Origin of the sequence: Bradyrhizobium sp. B097, from assembly GCF_038957035.1 — a bacterium.
GTDB lineage: Bacteria > Pseudomonadota > Alphaproteobacteria > Rhizobiales > Xanthobacteraceae > Bradyrhizobium.
Genome location: NZ_CP152412.1, coordinates 8,866,895 through 8,883,593 on the forward strand (window position 1 = coordinate 8,866,895; position 16,699 = coordinate 8,883,593).

Annotated in this window: 14 protein-coding genes; 5 read left to right on the plus strand and 9 right to left on the minus strand. The window is 65.1% G+C overall.

Translation table 11 applies throughout. The features are described from left to right. Positions 1-137: 137 nt before the first annotated feature. Entirely contained in the window at positions 138-1,058 is a 921-nt protein-coding gene (locus AAFG07_RS40810) for a polyprenyl synthetase family protein (protein ID WP_342725189.1), read from the plus strand. 111 nt (positions 1,059-1,169) lie between these two features. Next, the gene (locus AAFG07_RS40815; RefSeq protein ID WP_342725190.1) at positions 1,170-1,850 is read left to right on the plus strand and encodes a DUF1345 domain-containing protein; all 681 of its coding nucleotides are present in this window, start codon (positions 1,170-1,172) and stop codon (positions 1,848-1,850) included. 172 nt (positions 1,851-2,022) lie between these two features. On the opposite strand, the gene AAFG07_RS40820 is transcribed toward AAFG07_RS40815, so the two are convergent. Further along, entirely contained in the window at positions 2,023-3,909 is a 1,887-nt protein-coding gene (locus tag AAFG07_RS40820) for a caspase family protein (RefSeq protein ID WP_342725191.1), read from the minus strand. Positions 3,910-4,212: 303 nt separating this feature from the next. Here AAFG07_RS40820 and AAFG07_RS40825 point away from each other — a divergent pair, with 303 nt between their 5' ends. Continuing rightward, positions 4,213-4,629: a hypothetical protein gene (locus AAFG07_RS40825; protein ID WP_342725192.1), complete on the plus strand. Its 417-nt coding sequence runs from the start codon at positions 4,213-4,215 to the stop codon at positions 4,627-4,629. A 6-nt stretch (positions 4,630-4,635) separates the two neighbouring features. Here AAFG07_RS40825 and AAFG07_RS40830 read toward each other — a convergent pair whose 3' ends face one another. Continuing rightward, complete coding sequence (locus AAFG07_RS40830) at positions 4,636-5,070, minus strand: GFA family protein (protein ID WP_342725193.1); 435 nt, start codon at positions 5,068-5,070, stop codon at positions 4,636-4,638. Positions 5,071-5,273: 203 nt separating this feature from the next. Between AAFG07_RS40830 and AAFG07_RS40835 the strand changes: the two genes are divergently transcribed. Both AAFG07_RS40835 and AAFG07_RS40840 read left to right on the plus strand, forming a co-directional pair. Next, positions 5,274-5,648, plus strand: a complete 375-nt coding sequence (locus AAFG07_RS40835) for a nuclear transport factor 2 family protein (RefSeq protein WP_212311980.1) — start codon at positions 5,274-5,276, stop codon at positions 5,646-5,648. Positions 5,649-5,756: 108 nt separating this feature from the next. Next, positions 5,757-7,364 (plus strand): Na+/H+ antiporter, encoded by a 1,608-nt coding sequence (locus AAFG07_RS40840; RefSeq protein ID WP_342725194.1) that lies wholly within the window; start codon positions 5,757-5,759, stop codon positions 7,362-7,364. Between the two features lie 146 nt (positions 7,365-7,510). Here AAFG07_RS40840 and AAFG07_RS40845 read toward each other — a convergent pair whose 3' ends face one another. From AAFG07_RS40845 to ispG, 7 genes are all read right to left on the minus strand, one after another. Continuing rightward, positions 7,511-8,851 (minus strand): Rieske 2Fe-2S domain-containing protein, encoded by a 1,341-nt coding sequence (locus AAFG07_RS40845; RefSeq protein ID WP_342725195.1) that lies wholly within the window; start codon positions 8,849-8,851, stop codon positions 7,511-7,513. Between the two features lie 181 nt (positions 8,852-9,032). Beyond that, positions 9,033-9,632 carry a hypothetical protein gene (locus AAFG07_RS40850; RefSeq protein WP_342725196.1) on the minus strand — a complete coding sequence of 200 codons (600 nt, stop codon included), beginning with the start codon at positions 9,630-9,632 and terminating at the stop codon, positions 9,033-9,035. Positions 9,633-9,670: 38 nt separating this feature from the next. Beyond that, the gene (locus AAFG07_RS40855) at positions 9,671-10,294 is read right to left on the minus strand and encodes a hypothetical protein (protein WP_342725197.1); all 624 of its coding nucleotides are present in this window, start codon (positions 10,292-10,294) and stop codon (positions 9,671-9,673) included. Further along, the gene (locus AAFG07_RS40860; protein ID WP_342725198.1) at positions 10,291-11,331 is read right to left on the minus strand and encodes a TAXI family TRAP transporter solute-binding subunit; all 1,041 of its coding nucleotides are present in this window, start codon (positions 11,329-11,331) and stop codon (positions 10,291-10,293) included. Before AAFG07_RS40860 ends, AAFG07_RS40855 begins: the two co-directional genes overlap by 4 nt. 62 nt (positions 11,332-11,393) lie before the next feature. Continuing rightward, a complete protein-coding gene (locus tag AAFG07_RS40865; RefSeq protein WP_342725199.1) occupies positions 11,394-13,991 on the minus strand; it encodes a hypothetical protein in 2,598 nt (865 codons plus the stop codon). Positions 13,992-14,133: 142 nt separating this feature from the next. Beyond that, complete coding sequence (locus AAFG07_RS40870) at positions 14,134-15,027, minus strand: TauD/TfdA family dioxygenase (RefSeq protein WP_092120270.1); 894 nt, start codon at positions 15,025-15,027, stop codon at positions 14,134-14,136. 252 nt (positions 15,028-15,279) lie between these two features. Continuing rightward, positions 15,280-16,572 carry a flavodoxin-dependent (E)-4-hydroxy-3-methylbut-2-enyl-diphosphate synthase gene (ispG, locus tag AAFG07_RS40875; RefSeq protein ID WP_342725200.1) on the minus strand — a complete coding sequence of 431 codons (1,293 nt, stop codon included), beginning with the start codon at positions 16,570-16,572 and terminating at the stop codon, positions 15,280-15,282. Positions 16,573-16,699 lie beyond the last annotated feature (127 nt).

The following is a 16,699-nucleotide window of genomic DNA, read 5'->3' on the forward strand; positions in this document are numbered from 1 at the left end:
CGGCGCCGTTAGACGTCTGTGGGATAATTCACGGTTTTTCCAGCACTTTTAAGGCGCAATCCGTCGCAGGGCGGGAATTGACGAAGCCGATCCCATCAACGATTGTCCGGCCGAAAATCGATCTGGAGCAATTCTTAATGACGACCGGTACTGCAGAGTTTTCCAAGCGGCTGGACCAGACCGCGGAGGATACCGAAGCCCTGCTCGCCAAACTGCTGTCCGATGCGACCGAGAGCGACGAGATCGTGCGCCCCAAGCGGCTGATCGAAGCGATGCGCTATTCGAGCCTCGGCGGCGGCAAGCGGCTGCGGCCGTTCCTCGCGGTCGAGAGCGCCGCGGTGTTCGGCATCCCGCGCGAATCCGCCCTGCTGGTGGGCGCAGCGCTCGAATGCATCCACTGCTACTCGCTGATCCACGACGATCTGCCCGCGATGGACAATTCCGATCTGCGCCGCGGCCGCCCGACCCTGCACAAGGCCTATGACGACGCCACCGCGATCCTCGCCGGCGACGCGCTGCTGACGATTGCCTTCGACATCATCACCCGCGATGCGATCCACAAGGACGCCCAGGTGCGCCTGCTCTTGACCCGCGCGCTGGCGCGCGCCTCCGGCATCGGCGGCATGGCCGGCGGCCAGATCCTCGACCTCGCCGGCGAAGGCCGCTTCGGCGACCGCGAGCCGGTCGACGTCGCGCGCGTGCAGCAGATGAAGACCGGCGCGCTGCTCCGCTTCGGCTGCATCGCCGGCGCGATCCTCGGCCAGTCCTCGCAGAAGGAATACCAGGCGCTCGACGATTACGGCAAAGCGCTCGGCGAAGCCTTCCAGATCGCCGACGATCTGCTCGACGTCGAGGGCGACGCCGCCGCGCTTGGCAAACCGGCCGGCGCCGACGCCGTGCTCGGCAAGACCACGTTCGTCACCCAGCTCGGCATCGACGGCGCCAAGCAGCGCGTGCGCGACCTCCTGGCGCGCGCCGACGCCGCGCTGTCGGTGTTCGGGAACCGGGGCGACGTGCTGCGCGCGGCCGCCCGCTTCGTCGCCGAGCGCAAGAACTAGATCACGATGCGAATCGCATCATGATCTAATCTACTCTGTCTGAGCATGATCTTTTCGGAAAACCGGGCTCCACTTTTCCGGATCATGCTCTAACCGAAAGTAAAACGCGAAATGAGCAAGGAGTTCGACGATCGCCTTGTTCGTTTCCGCAAGCTGCCGATGCCGGTCCGCGTGGTGGTGGGCCGGCCGCGCACCTTCGTTTCGATCGCGGTCGGCATCACCGTCGCGCTGCTGATCCCCGGCTCGACGCGCCTCGTCACCCGCATGCTGGCCGGCTGGGACGCCTTCGCCGCGCTCTATCTCGTGCTCGCCTATGTGATGATGCTGCGCTGTGGCATCGCCCACATCAAGCGCAGCGCCATATTGCAGGACGATGGCCGCTTCCTGATCCTGCTGCTGACCGCGTTCGGCGCGCTGGCAAGCCTCCTGGCCATCGTATTCGAACTCGGCGCATCCAAGGGCAGCCCGGCTGGACTTGCGGTGGCAATCGTCACCATCACGCTGTCATGGACGGCGGTCCACACCGCGTTCGCGCTGCACTACGCCCACGAGTTCTACCGCGGCAAGACGCCCGGCGGATTGCAGTTTCCGAGCGGCGATGCGCATGCCGACGCCGACTATTGGGACTTCGTCTACTTCTCGTTCGTGATCGGCATGACCGCGCAGGTCTCCGACGTCGGCATCACCGACAAGATCATCCGCCGCACCGCGACCGTGCACGGCATCATCTCGTTCGTGTTCAACACCGCGCTGCTGGCCCTGATGGTGAATATCGCCGCGAGCGCGATCTAGCTCTGCGGCAAACTCGCTGCACCTCTCCCGCTTGCGGGGGAGGTCGGATCGCATCGATAGATGCGATCCGGGTGGGGGCTCTCTCCACAATGCGATTCGCGGAGCGAGCCCCCACCCCAACCCTCCCCCGCAAGCGGGAGAGGGAGCACAGCTTCTTCGTTGCAAGCGCGTGCTAGTTGCAGACCTCGACATTGCCGACGTTGCCGCCGGGGCCGCCGCCGCCACGATACTCGAGATGGCAGCCGCGCCTGACCGGACGGCACAGATAGGCATCGCACATGATCTGACCGCTGCCGCCGCCTTCCGCCCTGGCACGGCCCTGCGGGCGCGGAATGTCCGCGGACGGGACCTGCGATTCGCGCTGCGGACGGAAGGCGCGTTCGCGGTCACGGCGCGACGGACGCTCGTCGCTGTCGCGCTTGGCGACCGGCTTCCGCTCACGCCGCTTCTCGCATTCATTGTCGTCGTTGAGGAACGAGCCCTCGGCGCACACGATCCTGCTGCAGCGATCGCCGTCAGCCTTGTAGCCGTGCTCGCAGACCAGCGGACAGACGCGGGACTGCTTCAGCTTGACGGCATCGAGGGTATCGACGCTCGCGGTCTTGATGTCGAGCTTGGTGCCGGCATAGCGGTTGAACAGCGTCAGCGAGCGCTGCGAGGCTGCGTTCCAGTCGCCATCGACGGTGCCGGTCAGGCAGCCGACGCGGCGCAATTCGGTCTGCACCGATTTGACTACGTCCACCTCGGGCGACCCGGTGGCCAATGCGGCCACGGTCGTGGTCTTCTCGGGAGCCGGCGCTGCGGCTGCGGCCTGCGTTGCCGCTTGATCGGGAACCGCCTTGTTCGTCGCGGCACGATCGGCGACGGCGGTATCGGCCTGGCGCTTCTGCTCGGCGGCCGCGGCTTGGTCCTGTGCGACCTGCTTGGCCCGTTCCGCGGCAAGACGCGCCGCTTCGGCAGCCTTCGCGTCGGCCTCGGCCTTGACCTGCTGCGCCTTCTGCGCGCCCTCGGCGGCGAGCCGGGCGCGCTCCTGCTCGGCCAGACGCGCCTTCTCGGTGGCGGCCACGCGCGCGTCCTCGGCGGTGAACTTCTCCAGCTGCAACCTGGCCAGATTGGCGTAATAGCCGCTCGGATATTGGGCGAGGAAGGCGTTCATCGCGCTCTTGTTGCCGATCTGCAGCGCCAGCTCGTAATCGCGCCGGGCCTCCGACTGCGGCGTCGGTGCCGGCGCTGTGGGCGCGGCAACAGCGGCGGCGGCCGCCGGTTTCGCCGGTGCCGGCACCAGCGGCACGTCCTCGCCGCCGAGCGAGCCATAGACGAACGGCTCCTGGCGGTTGTTGGTGGTCTTCAGCACCTCGTCGCGGACATAGCCGAAGGCGCGGCGGACATCGAGACCGGGGGTCGGCAGGAACTTCGACAGCGCGATCGTGAACGGGCTGTTCTTGCCGTCGCCATCAGCCGCGGTCGAGCCGGCCTTCGCCGAATAGGCGATCAGCACATTCGGACTGGTCGGCTCGACCTTGGCCAATCCCTGACCGATCGCCCGGGTCGCCAGCGTCCGCTTCATGGTCTTGGCAAACGGATTGTCGCGGCAGGCATCGAGGATCACCAGCCGCAGCTTCCGCGCCGGCTCGATCGCGACCAGGATGCGGTCAAGCGAAAACGCCTCGTCATAGACGTCGGTGTCGCGCTCCAGCCGGGCATCGACCGGGATCAGATAATTGGCGCCGTCGACCTCGATGCCGTGACCGGCGTAGTAGACCAGCGCGATATCGGCCTCGCGGGCGAGGTCGGCGAATTCGCGCAGCGCGCGGCGGGTTTCGACGGCTGGAAGGTCCTTGCGGAAGTCGACCACATCGAAGCCGGCATTCTTCAACGTCGCGGCCATCACCGAGGCATCGTTGACCGGGTTGGCCAGCGGCGCGGTGTTCCGATAGGCCGAGTTGCCAAGCACCAGCGCCACGCGCTTCTCGGCGAAGGCAGGCTGGCAGGCGATCAGCAGCAAGGCCGCGACGGCGAGCAGCAACCGTTTCAAGTTCAAGAGCCCAGACCCGTTCATGGCGACACTCTGGCCGTTTTCTAGAGCCCCCGTTCCGATTGAATCGGAACGAGGCGCTAGCTTCTTGTTTGACGCGTTTTCTTCACGCGCACCGGTATCCACTTCGCTCGAAAACGCTCTAGCATGCAGGTCCGTTTACCAGAAGCAGGCGGGGGTGCTTTGTGAGGCGCCTCACGATCCGCGACGGCGTGGACCACGCCATCCTGACTGTTAGTCGACGAAACGGACCGGTGGTTCGGATTTGGCTGGTCACGCGATTTCGTGCACGATCGCGGCAACAAGAACACAAGCACGGAGGACATGATGCAGGGCACAAGCGCGGCGGTTCCACCCGCCAGAGCCGGCAAGGTCCGCAGCATGGCCAGAACCCTCCTCGCCCTCGCGCTGTTGACCGGCTGCGCCGCAGGTTGCGGCCTGGTCGACGCCGTGTTCGACGGCTTCAAGCACGCCAGGGCCGTCGAGAACGACCTCTTTGCGATGGTGGGGGTCAAACCGGCGGTCGGCTTCAACTGGCACAATGGCCGGCTCACGTCGGTGACTGTTACCTTCCCGAACCTGCTCCAAGACAAGCCATTGCAGGAACTTGCCGACGCAGCGCGCACCGCAGTCGGCAAGGAATTCAAGCAGCGCGCCGACAACGTCGTGCTCGCGTTCTCGCTGGGGCCGTCCGAGACACCGGTGGTGCAAGCGGACCCAACTCAGGGCAAGAACTTGCCTTGAGCGGATTTATTCCCCGCCTTGCGTGACGTGCTCCTGATATTGCGGCAGGTCGTCCAGTATCTCGTACCAGGGCGCCTTGGAGCCGACGAAGATATGCGCGGTCGGCCGGATCGTCGGCGCATCGCGCAGCGTGCCCATCGTGACATGGACATAGGCGCCGTTGCGGACGCGCGAATAGAGCAGCGACCCGCAGCGGCCGCAATGCGCGTCATGGGTGAGCTCGTCGCCGTAGATCAAAAGTCCCTCGGCGCCGCTGGTGACGGTAAACTTTTCGCGCGCGATGCCCGCGAACGGCTTGAACGCCGATCCCGTGGTGCGCCGGCAATTCGAGCAGTGACAATTCAGCGCATAGCCAAACGCGTCGGCCACTTCATAGCGCACGTCGCGGCAGAAGCATTCGCCGGTCAGGATCGTTTCGTTCGAACTTGCAGATGCGGTCACAACTCACTCCTCACGCGGAATTTTATCGCCGGCCATGGCGCAATCCGGCGGTTCATGGCTAAATCCTAAAGCCCTTTCCGTTCTGATTGTATCGGAACGGGGGCTCTCGATTCTTGTTTGACGCGTTTTCTTCACGCGAACCGGTACCCACTTCGCTCGAAAACGCGCTTAGTCAACCAAAACCCTGCCGGGAGGACTAACCAATGAGCCAAGAACGATCCAGCGTCGAAAGCGTCGTGCAAACCTATTTCGACGGCCTCTATGAGAGCAATGCCGACAAGCTCGCGACGGCCTTTCATCCCAGCGCCGACCTGCGCTGGGTGGACAAGGGCGAGCTGAAGGTCCTCAGCGTGCCGGACTGGCTCGCTTTGGTGCGCAAGCGGCCGTCGGCGAAGGCCGAAGGCAAGCCGCGCGAGGACTTCATCGTCACCATCGACCGCTCCGACGACAACACCGCCTTCATCAAGGTGCGTTGCCAGCTGCCGCCGCGCTATTTCACCGACTACCTTGTCGCAATGAAGCTCGCCGACGGCTGGCAGATCGTCTCGAAGTCCTACCGCTACGATCAGCGGGACTGACCGGGCGGCCCACCGCATCCCTGCGACGGCTTTGTGACACGCCCCAACGGTCCGGCTCCGGCCGGACCGCATTGACTGGCGCTGGTTTCCGGGCGAATTGAGCCCAGTATGGAAGCCAAGTTTCAGATCTTTCTCACTCTGCTCGGCGTGCTGGCGGGAACCGCCCTGGTTGCACGGCGGACCGATATTGCGCCGGCGATCCTGCTCCTGCTGGTCGGCATCGTGCTCGCCTTCGTGCCGGGCATGCCGTCGCTGGAACTGCCGCCCGAGCTCGTACTTCTGGTGGTGCTGCCGCCGCTGATCTATTCGGCGAGCGTCGCGATGAGCTGGCGCGAGTTCAAGGCCAATCTGCGGCCGATCATCCTGCTCTCGGTCGGCTGCGTGATCTTCACCGCCTTCATGGTCGCGGCCGCAACCCACTATCTGATCGGGCTGCCCTGGAGCATCGGCTTCCTGCTCGGCGCGATCGTCGCGCCGCCGGACGTGGTCGCGCCGCTCGCAATCGCGCGCAAGCTCGGCATGCCCCGCCGGATCCTGGTGGTGCTCGAGGGCGAGGGGCTGGCCAATGACGCGACCGCGCTGATCCTCTACCGCTTCGCGCTGGCCGCCATCACGACCGGGCTGTTCTCGCTGCCGAAGGCGACCGGCACTTTCCTCGTCATCGTTGCCGGCGAGATCGCGTTCGGCACGGCGGTCGGCTGGCTCAGCCTGCGCGCCCGCCGCCGCGCCAGGGATCCGCAGGTCGAGATCACGCTGTCGCTGATCACGCCCTACCTCGCCTACTGGATCCCCGAGCATTTCGGCGGCAGCGGCGTCATCTCAACCGTCGCCTGCGGCCTCTATATGAGCTGGAACGGACCGCTGCTGATCTCGGCCGCGACGCGCCTGCAGGGCATCTTCTTCTGGGATTTGATCATCTATTTGATCGAGGGCCTGCTGTTCCTCTTGACCGGCTTCCAGATGCGCTCGCTGTACGAGAAGTCGAAGGCGTTCCCGCTCTACGACATCCTGACCGCCACCGCGCTGGTCGCCGTCATCGTGATCGTCGCGCGCTTCCTCTGGGTGTTTCCCGGCACCTATCTGCCGCGCTGGATCAGCGCCCGCGTGCGCGAGCGCGATCCGCTGCCGTCGTGGCGGGCGGTGTTCGTGGTCGCCTTCACCGGCGTGCGCGGCGCGGTCTCGCTCGCCGCAGCACTTGCGCTGCCGCTGACATTGCCCGGCGGCGAGGCCTTCCCGTATCGCGACCTGATCCTGTTCGTCGCCTTCGGCGTGATCTTCGTGACCCTGGTCGGACTCGGCCTCGGATTGCCGCCGGTGGTGCGCGTGCTCGGCCTCGCCAAGGACGGGCGCAGCGAGCATATCGCCGAGCACGAGCAGGAAATCGAGGCGCGGCGCGAGGCGCTGAACGCCGCGCTGAAATCGCTCGACGCCATCACCGACGACCGCGAGCTCTCCGACGAGGTGATCAAGCTGCTGCGCTCGCGCCACGAAATCCGCATCAACCAGCTGCCCGATACGCTCGATCCCGACAAGCACGACGTCTCCGCCGCCGGCACCGCGCTGACGCGGGAGCTGATCTCGTCCGAGCGCAAGTTCATCCATATGCTGCTGCGCGACGGCAAGATCACCGACGAAACCAGGCGGCGCATCGAGCGCGACCTGGATCTGGAGGAGGCGAGCCTCTCCAATCGGGAGTATCGCAGGATACCGCTGTAGCCGTATCCCCCCACGTCGTCCCGGCGAAGGCCGGGACCCATAACCACCGTCGGAAATTGTTGAGATGCGCTGTGGCCACAGCGTCTCAAGACAATCTGCATTCGTGGTTATGGGTCCCGGCCTTCGCCGGGACGACAGCAAGGAGCCTATTCCGCCGCGGCGTTCTGCCCGGGACCGCCGACGAAGCCCGCGGGATCGCCGAACCGTTCGATCATTACGGCCGTGAGATCCTTGGTCTTGCTGGTGACGCAGGCGCCGGAGCGTACGGTGTAGCGATCCTGGTGCGCCGCGTGCGGCGGTGCCTCGCCCCTTTGCAGCGCGCGGGCCGCCTCCATCACCAGCTTGCGGAAATGCATGATGCCGAGATCGGTCGGGCCGAGATGCTCGCGGGTGCGGTCGGCGATCGGGCCCTGGCTGTCCTGCACCGCGGCGTCCTGCTCGGAGACGCCCTTGATGCCGGTGTAGCTCTTGGTCCGCTGCAACTGGCGGTCGATCAGATAATCGTTCGCCTTGTTGCGCAGCGGCACGTAGTTCTCGTCGACCACCGCCATCACGCCGTTGCCATTGGCATAGCCGTCGCGTTCGGCGTCGGTCAGCGGCCGGTGCGGATTCCAGGCGTAGGTGTAGATCCAGCAATTGGTGTCGCTGACCGGGACGAAGGTCTGGCCGAACATGTTCTCGCCCGGCATCGAGCTCGGCGCATAGCTGTGGAACGGCATCAGGAACTGGGCGATGCGCCAGTAGATGTTATCGCTGCCGGTAAGCCGTCCGCCCGCGACCGTCAGGCCGGCCTCATGCGGATTGATCTTGATCACCGGCCGCGGATCCTCGGCGATCCAGCGCATGTGGTCGGTCGCGACCCGCGTCAGCGGGTTGACGAAATGCTTCTTGATGTCGAGGATTTCGTTCTCCTCCTTCTCGAAGGAGAGATGCGCGAAGGTGAAATGCGCGGTGTCGATCGAGCCTTCCACCGCCTGCACCCAATTGCAGTCCTGCCACTTCTTGGTGACGAAGCGATGCGAGGCCGGCAGCAGCGCCATCTCCAGCGCCGGCAATTCGGGCATCTGATCGGCGGGGCCCATATAGGCCCAGATCATCTCGCCCCATTCGCGCACCGGATAGGACTTGATGCGGATCAGGTCCTTGGCGTTGAGGTCCGGATAGGAGGTCGGCATGTCGACGCAGCGGCCGTCGGTGTCGAACTTCCAGCCGTGATAGACGCAGCGGATGCCGCATTCCTCGTTGCGGCCGAGCCAGAGATTGGCGCCGCGATGCGGACAATACTGATCGATGATTCCGACCACGCCCCGCGAGTCGCGGAAGGCCAGCAGCTCCTCGCCCATGACGACGATCTTCTTCGGGTCGCTGTCCGGCTCCGGCAGCTCTTCCGACAGCAGCACCGGAATCCAGAACCGGCGCAGCAGTTCACCCATTCCCGTTCCGGCACCGGATTCGGTGAGGAATTTGTTGTCTTCGGCGCGGAGCATGGCGTTTCCCCGGGAGTTGTTTTTGATTTTCCCGGAGCTTGGCGTAGCCGATGCGCGGCGTCAATGCGATTGGCCGCGCGGCCGGCAACCCTGTCCCGCGCGCTGATGGATTTACACCCATTCTCTGCGCCGGCCGGTCCGCGCCCGCGCAACGGGGTTCAAGGCAAGCTGGCCCTCCAGATCACGGCTTCACGTAGGCCCATCCCTTCTCCTGCAGTTCCATCACACGCACGACGCCGGACTTCACGACTTCCGCCTGCTTGATGATCGGGATCGACTTGTTCTCGGCCTTCTGCATCTTCTCCTGCGTGTTACCGCAGGCCTTGAACGACACCTCGGGTGAACTGAGGGCCATTTCCTCGATACGAGCCTTCACCGGCGACGTATCCTCGCGGAGCATGTGCAGGCCCGGGCCGAACGTGACCACCTCGATCTTCACCTTTTCGCCAAGACCCTTGTAATACTCGGCCACGTTCGTTGCGTTGTTGAGCGAGAGATTCATGGCGGCAGGGTCATTGCTGTTCACCTGCAGGACCAGATGATGCTCCTTGCCTTTCGGCGCCGCCGGATCGTGCATGCGCGCAAGTGCGGCGCGCTTGCGTGTTTCGGCGGCGGCGCGCGGCGTTTCAGGCTTCCGAGCGTCGCTCGCCGGGGCTGCCGCGGACTGCGCGGTCGGCACCCAGTATTTCCCACCTTGCTCCGCCGCCGCCAAGGACGTGGAAGCCAGCACAGCGATGGCAGCCATCGCAATAAGCTTCGCAACAGATTCAAAATCGCGCATCAAAGATCTCCATCTCGAAAAATCGCCGAACACACTTCTCAATTGCTGGGCCTTGCGACAGCGAGCGGCCATTTGCAGATCGCGGCCATCCTCGCTCGCATCGCGTCCAGCCCCGCGAGCGAGAATGTTGCGTCATGGGCAGCCCCGGCACCGGGTGAGAGGTGGACAGCAAGGACCGCGCTATCGGGAAGCGATTGCAACAAGCGAACGGCATCGCCCGCGACGGCGACGCCGGAACCAAACGACGGCACGGTTGCCGCGACCTGCGCCGGCGGACCGTCGTTGATGCGATAAGAAATCGCATAGCCGTCACCGCGGCCCGAGATCGCGGGTCCCGCGAAGGACAATTCGGTCCGCCCGCCGCGACACCGGATCGACAGCTTCATCGACGATTCGACCGAATCGTAGATCGTTGCAGTGGCGATCGGTGAGTAATCGACGGGCGACGTCGTCTCGCTGATCGTCCAATTGCCGGCTCTCGACGCATCGCGGCGGGTCGGCGCAGTGGCGTGCGACAGCTTGTCGAGGCACTCCAGACGCGCTTCACGTTGCAGCTGGGAACAGGCGCGTAGCTGTGCCATGGGGTCTTCCATCCCTTGCGCCAGGGCAACGCCGTTGACGGCGGCGGTTGCGGCAAGCAGCGGGACGGCGAGCCTGGTCATTGCGATGCCCGTGCCGATTGACGATCGAGCCACGCCTGCGCGGCAGGAAAGCGCGTGAGACCGGGCACCGTCGCTCCGAGGTTGATCGATTTCCACTTCGGGTCGAAGCCCGGTCCTTGCAGCCTGTCGATACGCGAGAACAGATGATCGACGAAGCGTGCAACACGCTCAAAACGGTTGGTGCTGGCCGGCCAATTGAAGGCAACGAGAGCGGTCGGCACGGCGATCGTGGCGACGCGATCACCCGGCTTGATCAGATTTGGGTAATCGGCGGCATCGAGAGTTGCCGGCAGATAATAGTCCTCGAACTTGCTGTCATACGGGACGGGCAGGAACTTGAAGCCGGATTCAAACCGGCCTTTCACAAATGCATCGACCGGCTTCGAGGTAATGAAGACGACGGCCGCCATGTCGCCTTTCCGCATCTGCTCGAGCGCGACCTGGTGCGGAATGAACGTCTTCTCGACCTCGATGCCGAGGCGACTGAAGATCAGCGGACCCGAATAGGCTGCGGCGGTACCCTGGTTGTTGAAGTTCACCTTCTTGCCGGCGAGGTCGCTCAGGCTCCGAATCTCCGGCCGAACGAAGATATGCAGCTCGGACGGGAACAGGTTCAGGACATAGGCGATCCGTCGCTGGATGTCCGGCACCTGGCTCTTGTATTCCTCCAGTGCGTCGGAATTGATGATCGCAGCATCAATGCCGCGCAAATACAGCAGCGAGTTCAGATTCTCCACGGCGCCTCGCGTCACCACCGGCAGCACGTGCAGATTGTCGCCGTCATCGGTCACGCGGGCCATCTCCGCGGCCAGGCGGATCGGCGCGCCCTCGAGAAGGCCGCCGGCGAGACCGACGACCCAGGCATTCATGGCGAGAACTTCGGGCCTGACCTGGGACGATTCGGCCCGGATCAGGCGAGCCTTGTGAGGCTGACCATGTTGCGGCCGCGCATCCGCCGCGGGCGGCTGCGGCACAACGAGCAACGACACCAGGGTCGCAAGCAGGAACAGCGGACGCAATCCGGTAGATCTTTTCATCGGCCAGCTCCTTTGCACGACATCCCGTCAGCGCGTTCGGCCTTGCTGCAAGGATCGCTCGATCAGCGCAGCGCCTCGAATCGCGCCTTTGCCTCCTTGATTCCACCGGCCTCGGCCTTGGCGTAGAGATCGCGAGCCTTGGTCGCATCGCCGCGCGTTCCATACGTTCCCCAGGTCGAGAGGGTCAGCGGATCGTAGGTTTCCGCGAGCGCGAAGCTTGCCTGGGCGCTGCCCGTCTCGGCGACGCGTTCCAGCACGATCCGCGCAGCACCGATGTCACCCTGTTCCAGCAGCAGGCGCGCCCGCGCCATCAATCTCGCCTCTTGCGCATTGTCGTCAGGGGCGGCCTCGACATTGCCTACGATTCGCGTCGGCACGGCCCGGTTCTCGATTGATGCCACCGCTGCGCCCGCCGGCTCCTCCTGTATGGCCCGGCCAGCGTTGCCGGTCGTGGCGACCTGAGACGCGGCGGGCGGCACTTTCGCGGCGAGCGTACCGACGTCGCGGCGCGCCGATGCAAGATCCCGCTCCAATTGCTCGGCCCTGCCACGCTCCTTCTGCAGCAGGCTGCGCTGCTCAGCCACAGCCTGCTCGGCGGCCTGCTTCGCCCCGACGGCTTGCGTGTTCGCTGCGGCCACCCGCTCGGTCTGGGCATCGAGTTCGCGGCTCTTGGTTGCAAGATCGCGAGCTAGTTGTTCCGCCCGCTGTCGCTCGCGCTGGAGCGATTGTCGCAACTCAGCGGTATCGCTTGATTCCGCCTGTTTGTGCTGCGCTGCCTCGTCGCTGGCTTTGGCCGCCTGAGCCTCGTAGGCGTAGACTTTGCTGCGCGCTGTCGCGAGATCCTGCGCCAGAGCGTCGGCCCTCTCATGCTCCTTCTGCATCGACCGCCGCTGTTCAGCAGCGCCGGCTTCCGTTGTCAGCTTCAGCTTGGCGAGTTCATCGTGTGCCTTGGCCGCCGCTGCCGTTTGCATCTCCACGTCACGACGCGCCGCCGCGAGGTCCAGTTCCATCCGCGCGGCCCGCTCGTGCTCTTGCCCCAGCGACTTCTGCAAGTCCGCCGCACCGCCTTCGGAGGCCTTCTTCAGCCGGGCCGCCTCATCGCTCACCTTGGCCGCAAGCGCGGTTTGCGTTTCAACGTCACGACGCGCCGCCGCAAGGTCCTTCTCCAATCGCGCGGCACGCTCATGTTCCTGCCCCAGCGACTTCTGCAAGTCGGCTGCGCCGCCTTGCGAGGCAGCCTTCAGCTTAGCCGCCTCATCGCCCGCCTTGGCCGCCAACGCGGTCTGCGCTTCCACGTCACGACGAGCCGCCGCGAGGTCCTTCTCCAATCGCGCGGCACGCTCATGTTCCTGCCCCAGCGACTTCTGCAAGTCGGCTGCGCCGCTTTGCGAGGCAACCTTCAGCTTAGCCCCCTCATCGCTCGCCTTGGCCGCCAACGCGGTCTGCGTTTCCACGTCACGGCGAGCCGCCGCAAGGTCCTTCTCCAACCGTGCGGCCCGGTCGTGCTCCTGTCCCAGCGACTTCTGCAGGTCCGCCGCTCCGCTTTGCGAGGCAGCCTTCAGCTTAGCCGCTTCATCGCTTGCCTTGGCCGCCAACGCGGTCTGCGTTTCCACGTCACGGCGAGCCGCCGCAAGGTCCTTCTCCAACCGTGCGGCCCGGTCGTGCTCCTGTCCCAGCGACTTCTGCAGGTCCGCCGCTCCGCTTTGCGAGGCAGCCTTCAGCTTAGCCGCTTCATCGCTTGCCTTGGCCGCCAGCGCTGATTGCGTTTCCACGTCTCGACGCGCCGCCATAAGCTCCTTCTCCAGTCGCGCGGCACGCTCGCGCTCCTGCGCCAACGGCTTCTGCACGTCCGCTGCGCCGCTTTGCGAGGCCGCCTTCAGCCGGGCCGCGTCATCGCTCGCCTTGGCCGCCAGCGCGGCCTGCGTTTCCACGTCCCGACGCGCCGCCGCCAGCTCCTGCTCCAATCGCGCGGCCCGCTCATGCTCCTCCGCCAGGGGCTTCTGCAAGTCCGCTGCGCCGCTTTGCGAAGCCTGCTTCAGCTTCGCCGTCTCGTCGTTTGCCTTGACCAGCAGTGCAGCCAACTTGTCCAGATCAAGACGAGCCGCCTCCAGCTCCTGTTCCCGCTGCGCGGTTCGCCCACGCTCCTCGCGCAACGATCTCTGCAAGTCCGCTACGTCGCCTTGCGGCATGGCCTTCAGCGATTTTTTCAGCTTTTCAGCTTCGCTCTGCAGAGCATTTTCGACTTGAACCGAATTTTCGCGTTCCTTGGTCAGCAAGCCCTGCAGCAATTCGATGTCTTTCCGCGCTGTCGCGAGTTCGCGGGCGAGCGCGTCCGCGCTTTGCGGTTGTTCCGCGGCTGGACCAGCGTCGCCCGCAGGGCTCGTCTTGGCTTGTGCAAGTTGCGGGGAATTGCCGGCGATGCCATTGGACTGCGCGTGCGCCCCGCCGGAACCCGGCACATCTGAAAGACACGTCACCGCGAGGGTTGCTGCGAACCATAGCGGGGCCGCCCGGCGCATCATCCCCGGAGCGAATGGCGCTCGATCCGATCTGACGCGCGAGCCGGCACGTTCACAAGTTGAGTTCCCGTCAACGCAAATGACGATGCTCTCATGTCCGCGCGCGTCCAGTATCACCCGCCGCATGGTGATATCGCCCATTATGATGCGGCATCATAGGGCTCACCGGCTCACGGATACTATGACCCGCAAGGATTACCCCTGTTAACCGCGCAGCTTTGGGCGAGGCCGAAGCATCGAGTTCAGCCGCGGCCGGCGCGACGGCGCAAGGTGAGCGCTGTGCTCACACCGGCCGCTCGCCCTTCACGGTCACGCGGGTGCCGGAGCGGGTGTGCGGCCAGTAATCCCACATCGCGCGGTGCTGGGCGCAGCGATTGTCCCAGAACGCGATCGCGTTCTCGGTCCAGCGGAAGCGGCACTGGAACAGCGGGTTCTCGGCATGCTGGTAGAGATAGGCCAGCATGGCATCGCTCTCGTCGCGCGGGATGCCGACGATGAAGCGGGTGAAGCCGCGATTGACGTAGAGCGATTTCTTGCCGGTCACCGGATGGGTGCGGACCACCGGATGCTCGGCGCGGGGATATTCCCGTTTGTCGGCGACGCCGTAATTGGCGTACAGACCACGATAGGTCTGCTCGCCGTCATGCAGCGCGGTCAGCCCGTCGAGATAGGCCTTCATGCGGTCCGACAGCGCCTCATAGGCCGCGTACATGTTGGCGAACAGGGTGTCGCCGCCGCGCGGTGGGCATTGCTTGATGTAGAGGATCGAGCCCATCGGCGGCTCGAGGTCGCAGGACACGTCGGTGTGCCAGCCCTCGCCATTGGCGCGCGGTGAATCCTTGTCGGCATAGATCTTCATCAGCGCCGGATCGCCCTCATTGGGCGCGGCCGGGTGGACGTGCAGCTCGCCGAACTTGCGGCCGAAGGCGAGATGCTGGTCGGGGCTGATGTGCTGGTCGCGGAAGAAGATGACGAGGTTTTCGGCGAGCGCGCGATGGATCTCGTCCATCTGCCGGTTGGAGCGCGCATCGTCGCCAACCAGTCTGCCAATATCGACGCCGGAGATTTCCGCACCGATGATCGGCGTCAGCTTCTCGACGCCGATGGTCTCATAGGGCTCGGATTGGTCGGCGAGGTGGCGGTAGCGCGGACCCTGCTTGCCGGACAGCGAGCTCATGGGCGTTCTCCCGATGGTTCTTGATTGGGAGCATGGTAGCCCGGATGCAGCGAAGCGCAATCCGCGCCGCAAGCATATCCGTCGTCCCGGACAAGCGCAGCGAAGCGGAGCGCAGATCCGGGACCCATAACCACAGGATTGTATTTTGCGAAGGCTGGTAACCCGCATCTCGCGCCATAACCACGTCTTGTGGTTATGGGTCCCGGCCTTCGCCGGGACGACGGTTGAGTGTGGGTTAGGCGCGGAGTGAAATTACTCCGCGGCGCCCGCGGGCTCGGGCACCTTGGCGCCGGCGCCGTACTTCTGGTCGATATAGTCGATCACCAGCGCCTTGAAGTCGGCGGCGATGCCCGGACCGCGCAGGGTGCGGAACTTCTTGCCGTCGACGAAGACCGGCGCGGCCGGCGCTTCGCCGGTGCCGGGCAGCGAGATGCCGATATTGGCGTGCTTGGATTCGCCGGGGCCGTTGACGATGCAGCCCATCACCGCGACGTTGAGCTCTTCGACGCCCGGATACCTGGTCTTCCAGGCCGGCATCTCGTCGCGGATGAAATCCTGGATCGAGCGCGCCAGTTCCTGGAACGTGGTCGAGGTGGTGCGGCCGCAGCCCGGGCAGGCCGCAACCAGCGGCACGAAGGTGCGGAAGCCCATGGTCTGCAGCAATTCCTGCGCGACCTGCACTTCCAGCGTGCGGTCGCCGCCGGGCTCCGGCGTCAGCGAGATGCGGATGGTGTCGCCGATACCCTGCTGCAGGAGAATGCCGAGCGCGGCCGACGAGGCCACGATGCCCTTCGAGCCCATGCCGGCCTCGGTGAGGCCGAGATGGATCGCGTAATCCGAGCGGCGCACGACTTCCTGATAGACCGCGATCAGATCCTGCACGGCGGAGACCTTCGCCGACAGGATGATCCTGTTCTTGGGCATGCCGAGCTCTTGGGCGCGGGCCGCCGACAGCAACGCCGACTGCACCATCGCCTCGCGGGTCACCGCGCGGGCATCGCGCGGATTGGCCGACGCCGTGTTCTCGTCCATCAGCCTGGTCAGCAGCTCCTGGTCGAGCGAGCCCCAATTGGCGCCGATGCGCACCGGCTTGTCGTTCTTGTTGGCGATCTCGATGATGTCGGCGAACTGGGTGTCGCGCTTGTTCTTGAAGCCGACATTGCCGGGATTGATGCGGTACTTGTCGAGCGCCTCGGCGCAGGCCGGATATTCGGCGAGCAGCTTGTGGCCGATATAGTGGAAGTCGCCGATCAGGGGCGTGGTGATGCCGAGCTTGCGCAGGCCGTCACGGATGTGCGGCACGGCGGCTGCGGCTTCCTCGCGGTCGACGGTGATGCGCACCATCTCGGAGCCGGCGCGCGACAGCGCGGCGACCTGGGCGATGGTGCCCTCGATGTCGGCAGTGTCAGTGTTGGTCATCGACTGCACGACGATCGGCGCGCCGCCGCCGACGGCGACGTTGCCGACCATGACCTGCGTGGTTCGGTGCCGCGGTGCGGGACCGGCGATGTCGTCGTCTTGCGGCAAAATCTCGGGCTTGTTCATGGCGTCTCGAATATCAGGTTTCGGTGACATTCACCAAGGGGGCGGTGGGCCTCGCGCATGGCGGGCCAAACGGTGATGTTTCGGAGTGAATTCAACAGCTTATGGCGCCGATTGAGGCCAAAGGCAA